At 43.3% G+C, this 13,486-nt stretch carries 13 protein-coding genes; 8 read left to right on the top strand and 5 right to left on the bottom strand.

All coding sequences use genetic code 11. From position 1 onward, the window contains the following. The first annotated feature begins 26 nt into the window (after nucleotides 1-26). From ftsH to LN995_RS12735, 4 genes are read left to right on the top strand one after another with little or no spacing between them, the layout of a single operon-like run. The gene (gene ftsH, locus LN995_RS12750) at nucleotides 27-2,150 is read left to right on the top strand and encodes an ATP-dependent zinc metalloprotease FtsH (RefSeq protein ID WP_229961459.1); all 2,124 of its coding nucleotides are present in this window, start codon (nucleotides 27-29) and stop codon (nucleotides 2,148-2,150) included. Nucleotides 2,151-2,162: 12 nt separating this feature from the next. Continuing rightward, nucleotides 2,163-2,816 carry a LutC/YkgG family protein gene (locus LN995_RS12745; protein ID WP_229961458.1) on the top strand — a complete coding sequence of 218 codons (654 nt, stop codon included), beginning with the start codon at nucleotides 2,163-2,165 and terminating at the stop codon, nucleotides 2,814-2,816. After that, the gene (locus LN995_RS12740; RefSeq protein WP_229961457.1) at nucleotides 2,800-3,570 is read left to right on the top strand and encodes a UDP-2,3-diacylglucosamine diphosphatase; all 771 of its coding nucleotides are present in this window, start codon (nucleotides 2,800-2,802) and stop codon (nucleotides 3,568-3,570) included. The genes LN995_RS12745 and LN995_RS12740 overlap by 17 nt, the downstream gene beginning before the upstream one ends. Next, nucleotides 3,560-4,384, top strand: coding sequence for a hypothetical protein (locus tag LN995_RS12735; protein WP_229961456.1), 825 nt, complete (start codon nucleotides 3,560-3,562; stop codon nucleotides 4,382-4,384). The genes LN995_RS12740 and LN995_RS12735 overlap by 11 nt, the downstream gene beginning before the upstream one ends. Nucleotides 4,385-4,390: 6 nt before the next feature. Here LN995_RS12735 and LN995_RS12730 read toward each other — a convergent pair whose 3' ends face one another. From LN995_RS12730 to LN995_RS12715, 4 genes are all read right to left on the bottom strand, one after another. Then, entirely contained in the window at nucleotides 4,391-4,720 is a 330-nt protein-coding gene (locus LN995_RS12730; protein ID WP_229961455.1) for a DMT family transporter, read from the bottom strand. A 105-nt stretch (nucleotides 4,721-4,825) separates the two neighbouring features. Continuing rightward, the gene (locus LN995_RS12725) at nucleotides 4,826-5,695 is read right to left on the bottom strand and encodes a GNAT family N-acetyltransferase (protein ID WP_229961454.1); all 870 of its coding nucleotides are present in this window, start codon (nucleotides 5,693-5,695) and stop codon (nucleotides 4,826-4,828) included. An 88-nt stretch (nucleotides 5,696-5,783) separates the two neighbouring features. Then, complete coding sequence (locus tag LN995_RS12720) at nucleotides 5,784-6,413, bottom strand: polysaccharide biosynthesis protein (protein WP_229961453.1); 630 nt, start codon at nucleotides 6,411-6,413, stop codon at nucleotides 5,784-5,786. After that, a complete protein-coding gene (locus tag LN995_RS12715) occupies nucleotides 6,410-7,201 on the bottom strand; it encodes a lipopolysaccharide biosynthesis protein (RefSeq protein ID WP_229961452.1) in 792 nt (263 codons plus the stop codon). Before LN995_RS12715 ends, LN995_RS12720 begins: the two co-directional genes overlap by 4 nt. A gap of 350 nt (nucleotides 7,202-7,551) precedes the next feature. Between LN995_RS12715 and LN995_RS12710 the strand changes: the two genes are divergently transcribed. The 3 genes from LN995_RS12710 (at nucleotide 7,552) to LN995_RS12700 (ending at nucleotide 10,697) form a co-directional block, all read left to right on the top strand. Continuing rightward, nucleotides 7,552-8,892, top strand: coding sequence for a PSP1 domain-containing protein (locus LN995_RS12710; protein ID WP_229961481.1), 1,341 nt, complete (start codon nucleotides 7,552-7,554; stop codon nucleotides 8,890-8,892). Next, nucleotides 8,885-9,364 carry a gliding motility lipoprotein GldH gene (locus LN995_RS12705; RefSeq protein ID WP_229961451.1) on the top strand — a complete coding sequence of 160 codons (480 nt, stop codon included), beginning with the start codon at nucleotides 8,885-8,887 and terminating at the stop codon, nucleotides 9,362-9,364. Before LN995_RS12710 ends, LN995_RS12705 begins: the two co-directional genes overlap by 8 nt. Before the next feature lie 250 nt (nucleotides 9,365-9,614). After that, a complete protein-coding gene (locus LN995_RS12700) occupies nucleotides 9,615-10,697 on the top strand; it encodes an endonuclease/exonuclease/phosphatase family protein (RefSeq protein WP_229961450.1) in 1,083 nt (360 codons plus the stop codon). A 74-nt stretch (nucleotides 10,698-10,771) separates the two neighbouring features. On the opposite strand, the gene LN995_RS12695 is transcribed toward LN995_RS12700, so the two are convergent. Then, nucleotides 10,772-10,963, bottom strand: a complete 192-nt coding sequence (locus LN995_RS12695; protein ID WP_229961480.1) for a cold-shock protein — start codon at nucleotides 10,961-10,963, stop codon at nucleotides 10,772-10,774. Nucleotides 10,964-11,408: 445 nt separating this feature from the next. Between LN995_RS12695 and LN995_RS12690 the strand changes: the two genes are divergently transcribed. Beyond that, complete coding sequence (locus tag LN995_RS12690) at nucleotides 11,409-13,403, top strand: DEAD/DEAH box helicase family protein (RefSeq protein WP_229961449.1); 1,995 nt, start codon at nucleotides 11,409-11,411, stop codon at nucleotides 13,401-13,403. Nucleotides 13,404-13,486 lie beyond the last annotated feature (83 nt).

Below are 13,486 nucleotides of genomic sequence, written 5' to 3'. Positions count from 1 at the left end.
TTCATATATCTTGTAATTAAACATTCATGGCAGAAAAGAATAATAAAGGGAATAAGAAGAGAAAGCCTATGATCCCGAACACGCCTCCACGCCCAACGATGCAGCTGTGGATGCTGGCCGTCTTGATCTTACTTATCTTCGGACTAACCTATTTAAACAAAAGCAACTCCTCTGTAGAAACTACACAGCAGGATTTTGAGGAGATGCTGATCAGCGGAGATGTAAGAAAGCTGACAATTGTAAATGACAAACTGGTTGAAGTGTATCTAAAAGAAGAGGCGCTTCAAAACGAAAAGTACAAAGCAGAACTATCTGATCGTGGTGCTTTTTCTATGGATCAAGGTCCGCATTACCACTTCCAGATTATTTCACCGGAAATATTCAAAGAAGACTTAGATCAGCTTCAGGCTGACGTACCACGCGACCAACGTGTACCTTATGATGTAACTACCCGTACAGGTCTGGCTGATTTCTTCCTGCAATGGGGATTCCTGATACTGTTACTGTTCGGTTTCTGGTTCCTGATGCGCCGTATGACATCCGGAGGAACAGGTGGTCAGATTTTCAATATCGGAAAGTCTAAAGCAGCTCTCTTTGACGCAGAAAACAAGGTTAAAATTACATTTAAAGATGTAGCAGGCCTTGAAGAAGCAAAAGAAGAAGTTCAGGAGGTAGTAGAATTCCTGAAAAACCCAGGTAAGTTCACCATTCTAGGAGGTAAAATACCTAAAGGTGCGCTACTGGTAGGCCCTCCTGGAACAGGTAAAACTTTGTTGGCAAAAGCCGTAGCCGGAGAAGCAGATGTTCCTTTCTTCTCGCTTTCTGGCTCAGACTTCGTAGAGATGTTCGTTGGTGTTGGTGCTGCCCGTGTGCGTGACCTGTTTAAACAGGCAAAAGCCAAAGCACCGTGTATCATCTTTATAGATGAGATTGATGCCATTGGCCGTCACCGTAGTCGTGGTCAGACACCTGGAGGTAACGATGAGCGTGAGAATACATTGAACTCACTTTTAGTAGAAATGGATGGTTTCGGGACTGATTCAGGTGTAATTATACTGGCAGCTACTAACCGCCCTGACACGCTGGACTCTGCGTTACTACGCCCGGGACGTTTCGACCGTCAGATTAGCATTGATAAGCCAGACATTAATGGCCGTACAGAAATATTTAAAGTACACTTAGGCCCTATTACACTGGCTCCAGACGTAGATGCTAAAAAGTTAGCAGCTCAGACTCCTGGTTTTGCCGGTGCAGAGATAGCCAACGTTTGTAACGAAGCAGCTCTTATAGCAGCCCGACGTAACAAAAAGGCAGTGGATCAGCAGGACTTTAACGACGCTGTTGACCGTGTGATAGGAGGCTTGGAGAAAAAGAACAAGATCATATCTCCTGATGAGAAGAAGATTGTTGCTTATCATGAGGCTGGCCATGCCATTGCAGGCTGGTTCCTGGAGCACGCTGACCCGTTGGTGAAGGTAAGTATAGTTCCACGTGGTGTTGCTGCGCTGGGTTATGCACAGTATCTACCAAAAGAGCAGTTCCTATATACCACAGAGCAGTTGATTGACGAAATGTGTATGGCACTTGGTGGCCGTGCTGCTGAAGAGATTGTTTTCGGAAAAATTTCCACCGGTGCTCTGAGTGACCTGGAGCGAATTACCAAAATGGCTTACAGCATTGTAACCATGTATGGTATGAACGCAAAAATAGGGAATGTATCGTTCTACGACTCGAAGCAGAACTCGGAATACTCGTTCAATAAGCCATACTCTGAAGCAACTGCTGAAACAATAGACATTGAAGTAAGAAGTATTATTGACGCTGCTTACAACAGAACAAAACAACTGTTATTAGATAAAAACAGAGAATTGGAGGTTGTAGCTCAGGAGCTGCTTGAAAAAGAAATCTTGTTCCAGAGCGACTTAGAGAGGTTGGTTGGTAAGCGTCCGTTTGATAAGCAAACAACATACCAGGCCCACACCTCTGGCACCGATCGCAGCCAGACAAAAAGCGAGGTTGGGCAGCAACATCCACAAGAACGTGGGTTAACAAACCATCCGGAGCAGAACGAAGGTAGTGTACCTGGTACGCCATTAGATAACGGAACTCCGTCTCAACAAAATGATTCGCCCAATTCTAGAATAGCTTGATAAAAAACAGGCATGTACGAAGCTAAATCAAAAGAAATAGTTTTAAGAAGAGTTAGAGAGGCGCTGGCTAAGTCAGCGCCTTTTCTGCCTCCTACCCCTGATTTTACCTCACCACTTCACCCACCGATAGATATAGAAGACTTATCTGTTATTTTTGCAGAAGCTTTTGTTCGCAACAGTGGTACTTTTCTTTATTGTGAGAACGAGGAAGACTTTTTTGACCAACTTTACGCTTTCAAAAAAGAACAAAACATCCAGCACTTTTTTGTATGGGAGCCTAACTTGCAGACTATTCTGTATCATGCAGGTATAGACTTTGCTGGAGGCGAAGAAAACTTCGTTCAAAATGCAGAGGCAGCTTTAACCACCTGTGAAGCACTTATTACCCGTACAGGCAGTATTTTAGTTAGTTCCGCCAATGCCGGAGGGCGCAGGCTTAGTGTTTATCCTGCTGTACATTTAGTGGTAGCAAAAGCCAGCCAGTTAGTGCCAGACATCAAAGATGGGCTCCAGAAAGTCCGTAACAGGTATAAAGAAAATTTCCCTTCTATGGTTTCGCTCGTTAGTGGGCCAAGTCGCACCGCCGACATAGAAAAAACATTAGTAATGGGTGCCCATGGGCCAAAACAGTTAGTACTTTTTCTGATTGATGACCTTCCACATTAACGAATTAAAGCCGGGTAAGAAAGTATATTTTGCCTCCGATTTCCATTTAGGTGCACCAAATCCTGCAAGCAGTAAAAACCGTGAACTGAAAATTGTGCGGTGGCTTGACCAAGTAAAACAAGATGCTGCGGCAATTCTGATAGTAGGTGATATATTTGATTTCTGGTTTGAGTATAAACATGCCATCCCGAAAGGTTATATTAGACTTTTAGGCAAGCTGGCAGAAATAACAGATGCAGGTATCTCTGTGCTTTTTTTCACGGGAAACCATGACATGTGGATGTTCGATTACTTCCCTAAAGAACTCAATATTCCTATTCAACGTCATCCTATCTCCACAAAAATTGGCGACAAGACTCTCTATATTGGGCATGGGGATGGCCTTGGCCCCGGGGACCATACTTATAAGGTATTAAAACGTGTGTTCAACAATAAGCTATGTCAGTGGCTCTTTGCACGGGTGCATCCTAACTTAGGAATCGGTATTGCCAATAGATGGTCACAAAAAAGCCGCATTAGTAACATTAAAAAGGATGAGCAGTTTTTAGGTGATGATGAATGGCTGTATCAGTACTGTAAAGAAGTTGAGGCAAGCCAACACCACGACTATTATGTATTTGGCCACCGACACCTTCCACTAGACCTTCCGGTTGGAGATAAAAGCCGTTATATAAACTTAGGAGAATGGGTCACTTATTGTACTTATGGCGTGTACGATGGTAACACCCTAAAACTGGAAACCTTTGAAGGCTAAGCTGTACTTTTTACTACTCTTTTTACAAGGACCTTTGCTGCTGATTAATCAGGCTTTTGCCCAGAATCAGGTGCAGTTAACCTATAGCCATGCTGTTGCCATTGGTTCACCTGTCAGTGTTTCGCAGGATCGTAATGGAAATGTCTATACAATAGACACCAAACACAACTTGCTTCGTTTAGATCCACAAGGCCGCCCATTAGACACTTTCTCCCCTCCTACCCGTGGTCGTATTAATGCCATTGAGGCTTGGAACCCAATGAAAGTATTACTCTTTTATCAGGATCGACAGGAGCTTCTGCTGCTGGACAGGTTCTTACGGCCTATCAATGCGATCAAGTTGTCTGCTTTAGAGTATACAGGAATAGCCAAAGCAGCTACTTTAGCTTCTGACGATGGCTTCTGGCTTTTTGACGAAAGCAGTTTTGCTCTTCAAAAGTTTAGTAATCAAACTCGGGCACTTACAGTAGAAACGTCTTTAAACCTGATTCTGGATAAAGAGCAGTTTGATGTGCGAATGATCCGGGAGTACCAGAATATGGTTTACTTACTCGATTTTAATGGTGGTGTATATGTGTTCGATAACCTCGGAAACTATAAGAAAAAACTTCCGTTTGCAGGGCTCAAATATATCAGTTTTAAAGATGATGAGTTGTATTTTGTAAAAGACGGAAAGCTACAGTTTTATAATCTTTATACTTTAGCAGTACGACAAATACCTTTGCCAACCAAAAAAGCTTACGTTTCCGCGCTAGTAAACGATATGCAGGTGTTTCTCTTCACTCCTAAATTAATAGAAGTTTTCTCCTGGTAATAAGCTCTAATTAGTTTCTGAAAAGAACTTAAGCCCCACTACGCCCGCTATTATCATCAGCAGGCAGAGAATGCGCATGAGGTCTTTTGGCTCATTCAGAAAGAACATTCCCAATATAGCCGTTCCGGCAGCACCAATTCCTGTCCAGATGGCGTAAGCCGTGCCTAAAGGTAACTGTTTCATAGCCTGTGAAAGCAGCACGAAGCTTAGAATCATTACCACAATTGTTACTATACTCACACCTATTTTACTGAATCCTTCACTGTACTTAAGCCCAAAAGCCCAGCCAATTTCGCAAAGGCCTGCCAATACCAGGTAAAACCATGCTGTATTCATATGCTTAAATTATAGTTATTACACCAGGCAAAGGTAAACAATAAGCTCCCCTTGATGGGAACTATCAGCCAAAATTCCAATTCACTTTTCAGAGTTAAAAAGCACCTACACCAACGGCAGCAGCATTTCATGTTGGACAAGAACACGGGAGAAGTTACACCGTTCCAGGTAGAAGATAAAATCTTTAGCTGCAGTATCAACATTAATGAACATTAAAGCTGCACCCTCCGTTAGTTCTGCAGCCTCACGTAGCAATGCTGTACCAACACCTTTACCTCTTTTCTTTTTATCTACAGCAAAATGAACTACTGAACCATTCTTAGGCAGGAAGGCAATATAACCTACCAGCTCCTGCTCTGCATTGTGTGCCTCCAATACCACTTTTGCGTCGGGGTTACGCTTAAATGCAGCTAACGAATTCTGCCACGAAGGCTTTATATCCCAAAAAGAATGGTAAGTCTGCCAATCAGGTTGAAGCGCTACGGTTATAGTAATGGCTTCAGGAGGTCCTACTTGTAATAGCAAGTCCTGCTTCTTGGCCCTAAAGCTATCCAGTGAACGGGTAATACGGAAACCTGTATGTTCATAAATTTTAAATGCTGTCTTATTTTGCTGAAGCACCTCCAACAGGCATTGTTCTACACCAGCTTTCTGCAGCTTAGGCAGCAAAAACTTGTACAAGCGGCCTGTTAAGGCATTTCCTCTAAAGGCAGGTTTTACGCCTGTGCCGGCATTATAAGCCGTCTGATCCCCATTCCATTCACCCAGTCCGGTAAGTATGAAACCTGCCATTTCTCCATTATGAAACGCAGCGGCACAAAAAGCAGGCGCTATGTTTTCTCGCTTAATTTTAATTTTAAACTGTTCTTTGTCTAACTGTAAGGGCAAAAAGTAATCAGAAAAGGCATTTAAGAAAGTCTCATGAAGCTCCGGGATGTCTTTTTCGGAAAGAAAAGCAAAACGAAAATCAGGCATAGAATCAGTCAAACTAACGATAAACAAATAAACAGTTATATAATTACAAGTAATAGCAGTGAACCTTACAGCTCATATATTGCTGTTGTCACAGATTAAGCCACTTTCTGAATAAAACAGCTGCCACTGTACTGACCAAAGCAAAGAAAGCTGTTATATAAACTTTGATTATCACACTTAAGGCTGCCAGCTCATAAACTACCAACAGTGCAATTATTATCAGGAACAGCCATAAAAGAGGATAATAATTAACCAAAGCTAACTGCCTGTACTCTTTCAGAAAAAAACCAGCATAACCTAAATACATCATGGCTATAAAAGTTGTAGCAGCCGCTACCTCAAAGCCATATATTGGCACCAGTATAAAATTCAGCACCACATTGCCTAGCCCTGCTACAGAAGAAATCCTCCATAACTTTTTAGTATGTTCCCGGTAAATCAGCAGGCTAGTAACAGCCAGGTACATTGGCCTGAAATTATAGCCCATCAGAATGATGATAGCCAACGGGAAAGCCTGCTGCAAAGCCTGATTCTGAATAAGCACCTGAAATATCTCTCTCATCCAAAGGCTGCCAAGGGATGTAGCAAGCAAAAAGGTTATCTGTAGAATGTACGTTAACCGCCTTGCCTCTGATGCCGATACAAGATCATTTTTCTGTGCATAATAGCGCATGTAAAACGGAGAAGCAGCCTGTACAATGGCCCCAGTAGCCATCATGAAATAGCCACCAAAGCTAGAGGCCACATTATAAAGGCCAATAGGGGTAAAGGCACCTGCAGCGTGTTCAGAACAAGCCTGTCTGATGCATCAAGTAAATAATAGGAAAGATTATGTGGCACCATTGGCAACGACACCCGTAACGAACTTTTTATCCTGGCCCACTTAAAGCGCATAATTGGCCACAGCTGCTGTCGTACATAAATACTGTACCCATTCGCCAGGAAACCTACGAAGGCAGAAAAGAAGTAAGAGTAAAACCAACCCATGTAACCTAGCTTAAGGTAAGCAATCAGGTAAATGTTGAGCCCTACACCTGTTACCCCGGCTAAAAAAGAACGCACAGCTACAGGTAACGGCCGCTGCGACAACTGATAATACAGGTTTGCCTGCGTTTCGGTGCCCATAAAAACCATAGTTGGCAAACAGTAAAGCAAGGAAATCTGGATACGATGTTCCTCTGCCTCAGGCGGTATCACCAGGTATAATACCACTCCTACCATTACCCCATACACCAGCGACCACAGTGTAAGAAACCCATTTAGCTGACGCCAGACCCACTTATACCTTATTGGATAATGCGCAAAGCTGTTCACCATTACTACAGTCAAGCCCAGAGACTGCAACATATTTAAGGCCACAATATAAGCAGTTACCACCCCAGCTACACCATAATCGGTGGTAATAAGATAGCGTGTAACAATTGGTAATGTGAATACACCTGCCAATCGGGGGATTTGAGCCGCCAGACCATAAATAGCCGCATGTGACAGTAATTTCCGGAACATTGCCTAAAATTAGCTTAAATTTCAGCAATCCCCTCTATACTATTTGCTTATTCATTTAATAGGGATAATGAATCCTTTTTACCAACTCACTGCACTAAAAACAGGTTATTGATGTTCTTCAGCTTAGTACATTTAGCATCAGCTAAAGCAAAAGGACAAAAAATTAGTATATTTGTTGAATATCAAAATTGAAAACAAGAATTAGCATAGCTATATAAGGAGATAAAATTGTGGGATGTAATTCATGTTCTAGTGGCGGTTGCGGCACTACCCCATCTGGGTGCAAGAGCAACGGCGGGTGCAGCACAGGAGGCTGTAACCGATTAAATGTATTCGATTGGCTCAGCGATATGGAAATACCTGTGTCGTTTGAGGAGTTCGATATTGTAGAAGTTCGGTTTAAAGGAGGTCGCAAAGACTTTTTCCGCAATATAAACAGACTCGACCTGACAACTGGTGATGCCGTGGTAGTAGATGTACCGAACGGCCATCATATTGGTCATGTATCGCTGAAAGGTGAATTGGTAAGGCTGCAAATGCTGAAGAAAAAGGTGGATAACAATGAAGAGATCCGCAGCATTTACCGCATAGCCAATGAACGCGACATGGACAAGTTCCTGGAAGTGCAGGACCTGGAGTCGGGTACTATGTACCGTGGCCGGGAAATTGTGCAGCAGCTTGGCTTGAAAATGAAGCTTTCGGATGTAGAGTACCAGGCTGACAGGTCTAAGGCTACTTTCTATTACTCAGCTGATGACCGTGTAGATTTCCGGGAGCTGATAAAAAAGCTGGCAGAAGAATTTAAGGTGCGCATAGAGATGCGCCAGATTAGCCTGCGCCATGAAGCCGGTCGCCTGGGAGGGATTGGTTCCTGTGGCCGCGAGCTTTGCTGCTCTACCTGGTTAACTGATTTTAAAAGTGTTTCTACCACTGCTGCGCGATACCAGAACCTTTCGCTTAACCCAAGTAAGCTCTCAGGCCAGTGCGGGCGTCTGAAATGTTGCCTCAACTACGAACTGGAAACGTATATGGAGGCACTTAAAGATATACCAACTGTTAACCGGCCACTGCAGACACAGCAGGGTGATGCCTTGCTTCAGAAAACAGATATCTTTAAAAAGATGATGTGGTTTGGCTATAAAGGTGACAACAACTGGTATCCGGTACCAGTAGACCGTGTACAGGAAGTTCTGGAGCTTAATAACAAAGGTATAGTAGTAGACACCTTGGTGATAGAGCCACAGGAAGAGCCTAAGCAAAATGAGTTTGTAGCACAGGTAGAAGGTAGCTTGGAGCGCTTGGACGATAAGTTCAAGAACAAAAAGAAGAAAAAGAAAAAGAAAAAAGGTGGACTGGATAAAGCAGCTATACAACAAGCTGCTGAGCCAGAAGCAGCAACAATAGTGCAGCCTCAGCAAAAAAGCCAGAAACCAGAAAACCGCCAAAAACAAGAAGAGCAGTCTAAAGACCAGATACAGAAGCATCGTAAGCCGAAGCCTTTCAAGAAAAAGAATAAGGAAGGCCAATTTCGTGAAGGAGGAGAACGTGAGCCTGCTGGTAAACCTGCTAATGCCGAAGCAAAAACAAGCTTACCGGATGGGCAAGGGCAGCACCCTAAAAAGCATAAATCGCGGAAGCCATTCCGAAACAGAAAGCCTGATCAGCCAAAACCACCGCGCAACGATGCATAGAAGTGTAGTTATATGGGCCGCGGCCTTGCTCCTGCTACTAAGTAGTTGTGACCCGGCGCGTGTCTATGAACAGAATGTAGATTTTGAAGAAAGCAACTGGTCCATTGAAGATGCTCCGGTTTTTGAATTTGAGATAACAGACACTACGCAGACGTACAATGTTTACTTTAACGTCCGCTATAATCTGCAGTATGACTTTTACAACCTGTACATCCGGAACCAACTTGTTGGTCCGGACAATACAGTACTTTCTTCGCAACTACATGAGCTTCTGCTAATGGATCCTAAAACCGGGAAACCTCTTGGTAATGGCTCAAGTGATGTGTATGATCTGCAAGCCAGGGCGCTGAAAAGTATTAAACTCCCAAAGGTTGGCAAGTATAAATTAAAGTTAACCCAATACATGCGCCGCGACCCACTGCCTAATATTTTAGCAGTAGGTGTTCGCGTAGAGCAAAACACAGCAAAATAAAGAGGCTCCTGAGCGCTTTTATTGAGCGGTTTATAAACAGACTCCCAAAGCTGTTATATAAAAAGTCCCTTTTGTTGCTAAAGAAAGAGCAGCAAGAGGGACTTTCTTTTACGCCACCCTGTATTCACTGCTTGTGGTATTTATTCTGTTCTGCAAATTGAACCTGCACTGTGCCACCGACAGCAACAAAACTTGTGTAGCAAAAGTATGCACTTTACAACCCTTTGACTTTATTAACCTTTGAAGCCTTATGAAGCTAGCACTCATTATAGTTGGATTCCTCTTTACAATTTTTTCGTTTCTCCCGATACTCCGGACGCCCCTGTGGTGGGTACGAGTACTTGACTTTCCAAAACTTCATATAGCCATTCTCTTAACTATTACGGAGGCAATCTATATCTTCTTGTTTGGAGTAAATAGTGCTACTGACATAGCTATGGTAACTATCTGGACACTGGCTATTCTAAACGAAGTACGATATATATTTAACTTCACTCCTCTTGTAAAAACAGAAGCTTTACGAGCCGAAAGAAAAGAACCAGACAACACCTTTACTATGATGATTGCCAATGTGCGCATGGCAAACAAGAAGCATCAGAAATTCCTGAAGCTTGTGCTACAGGAAAACCCGGATATGCTTATCATGAACGAGCCCGATGAGGCATGGCATGAGAGTGTTCGGCAAGAGCTTGACCAACGCTTTCCCTATTCTATAAAAAAACCAATCAACAATACCTACGGCATGCTTTTTTGGAGCAAGTTTAAACTCCATAACAGCGAAATCAGGTTCTTAGTTGAAGAAGGGATTCCATCTTTCTATACTATAGTAGAGTTGCCTAGTGGCAAAAAGTTTGATTTGTTTACGGTACACCCACAACCTCCACGCCTGCTTAAAAATACGGAAACAAGAGAGGCAGAACTTTTACTTGTAGCTGAAATGGCAAGGGCCACGCCTTATGCATCTGTAGTAGCCGGCGATCTGAACGATGTGGCCTGGTCTAACACTACAAAGTTGTTTAAGAACATAAGTGGCATGCTTGACCCTCGGGTTGGCAGAGGCTTCTTTAATACATATAGCGCCTATGTGCCTCTCTTCCGTTACCCTCTAGACCATGTGTTTTATGAACCCGCTTTCAGGCTAGTAGGATTGAAGCGCCTGCCAAAGTTTGGCTCCGACCATTTCCCGATATCTATTACCCTTAGCTATGAGCCTCAGTTAGAGAACCAGCAGGAACCTCCTAAACCTGACACAGAAGATAAACAAGAGGCTGAAGAATTGATAGAAGAAGGGATAGAAAAAGGTAAGGAAAAGAATGAGGAGAAAGCAACATAAAAGAAAAAACCCACTCATTATATGAGTGGGTTAAAATAGATGAATGTTGCCTTGCGGCGGTATATGTTTCTAACTTAGATTTTCTCTACGTTAATAGCATTCAATCCTTTTTTGCCATCCTTAACTTCAAACGACACATGGTCATTCTCACGGATTTCATGAATCAAACCTGTTTGATGCACGAAGATGTCTTGGTTAGTGTCATCAGCTACAATGAAACCGAAACCTTTTGATACGTTGTAAAATTTTACTTTACCTGTTTTCATGATAATGAATATTAAATAATGTAACAAAGGTAAGAATTACTTTTGAATTACTACTACACTTTAAAAAATATTAACTAAAAGGCTACCAAGCGTTTACGCCACCATTAGCAGGTTACAACACCTTCTTCATCATTATGTACAACAACCGATAGTGTGCTCTTCATCATTTTAGTGCCTGCTTATTCTTTACTGAACCCGTTTTTAATAGTGATCTAACTAACCAGATATTACAATTTAATAACAGTTGCTCTACATACATAATAATAACCATGTACCATGGGCACCGTATAAATTAAATGCTCTGTTACACTAAAAACACAACAAAAAATAAAGTTTTTAGAATATAATAGCAGCCACATAATCAGCTATGAATCTGTTGCGAAGTAGATAAAAAACAGCGACAAAACGGACTTAATTTTAAACATAACTTAAGGAGATTACAACTATGAAAGACAACGAAAAGAATCAAGATTCTTCAAATAACCCAACATCAGAAAACACATCAAATCCGACATCAACAGCGAGCGGTAATACCAGCTCTTCTGATAACGATAACAGCACTACTAATAAAAGCAGCACAACCTCTCCTTCTTCGACAGCAAGCAGTGCTGTAGGATCCACTTCATCATCAGCATCATCTAAAAAAAGTGGGTCAGATAGCAGCAAGACTTCAAGCTCAGGTAGTAAATCAACAGACACCAAAGCAAAGTCTGGAAGCAGTTCCAAAAAAGAAGGTAAAGCAACTGACACTAAGAGTGCTAAAACATCAGATAAAACGACTGGTTCTACCGCTTCACAAAGCATCAGTGGCTCGTCTAGCACAGATAACAACTCTGACAGTGGAAACAGCCTGAATGCAGATAAAAGCACCAGCAGCTATGGTGGTTCCGGCACTTTGAGTACATCAGAAAGTACTGATGATTCGAAATCTCAGAATGACCAGAACAACTATGGCAGCCAAAGCGGTTACAGTAACCGAGGCTATGGCAACCAGGGTGGCTATGGTTCTATAAATGAAACAGGCAATAGCGGTAACCAGGGATATGGCTCACAGGGAGGCTACGGTTATGGTTCACAAAACAGTAACTATGGCGGTCAAAGCGGCTATGGCTATCAGGGTGACTATGGCTCTTCTTCAAGAGGCAGCAACAACTATGGTGGCCAGGGCAACCACGGCTATGGAACTAAAGGTGGTGGCTATGGCAGCAGTCAGAATAACTACGGGCTAGATGAGAGTAGTTCATCTCAGGGAGGATATGGTCGCGGTGCAAATGGCAACTATGGTAGCTACAATTCCAGCCAGGGCAACTATGGTACTGGTTCCGGATCTTTAGGAGGTTATAACTATGGCCCGCAAGGCGGCATGGAGGGTAACAGAGTACGATACCAGGATCAGGATTATGGTACTACAAGAGGCGGATTGCAAGGTGGTTATGAAGATAGAGAAGGAGACAGACAAGGCGGCATGATTTCCGGTGGAGCATCAGGCGCCTTTGGAACACAAGGCAACTCCTCTCAAGGAAACTATGGCAGTTATGACAGCGGCCTTAGCGGTAACTACGGTAACTATGGAGGTGGCTACAGAAGCAGCACCCGTGGCTCCGGAAACTATCGTAACCAAGGTGGCTATGGCGACAGAAACTATGGACCATCACAGGGCGATGACTATCGCACAATGAGAGGCCAGGGAGGTAATGGAAATTCAAGCCGTGGATCTTTCCAGGACAATCAAGGTAATGGTAACTTTGGAAGCTACGGAGACTATGGAACAGATTACGGCTCAGATCGCCGACAAGGCGGTTCCAGCATGACTGGCTCAGGCTCTTCACGCTCTAACAACCAGGGCCAGTATGGCGGTATGTCTGACCGTTATGGCTCCATGGGCTATGGCTCATCCAGAGGCATGAGTGAATACGACCGCGATGATTATGGATCATCTAGAGGATATGATTCACAAAACTATATGCAAGGTGGTTATGGTAGCCAGGGAGGTTACGGTGGCTCAAGAGGCGGTTCTTATAATGATGAATACCGTTCAGCCAGGTACGGTTCCCAGGGCAGCGACTATGGCCAGGGTAACAGCTACGGCCAGTCAGGTTACGGTAACCGTGGCAGCTATGGCGAAGATGACTATAGCCGTGGCATGAGCGGCGGTGGTTATGGCTCTAACCAAGGAAACTACGACCGTGGTAATTATGGCGAGAACAACTACCGTGAAGGTGGCTATAACCAAGGTGGCCGTGGCGGAGACCAAAGCCGATATGGTTCTATGGATGCCAATACTTCTTACTATAGCGACAACCGTGGTTCCAGCTCACGCGAAAATTACCGTGGTAACTATGGTAGCGGCCAGGGCAGCAACTATGACTCTTCATCAAATGACAATGATCATTTTGAAACCCGCCGTAGCAGCCGTTACAGAGACATGGACAGAGACTAGAACTACTTATTACAAGTAGTTTGTTTAGATATATAATAAAAGCACCTTCTAAATAGAAGGTGCTTTTTCTTTGCTCTTGCTAA

This window comes from Pontibacter silvestris, assembly GCF_020907275.1.
In the GTDB taxonomy this organism is placed as follows: domain Bacteria; phylum Bacteroidota; class Bacteroidia; order Cytophagales; family Hymenobacteraceae; genus Pontibacter; species Pontibacter silvestris.
The sequence above is the reverse complement of the archived record's forward strand: the minus strand, read 5'-3'. Positions and strand labels throughout refer to the sequence as shown.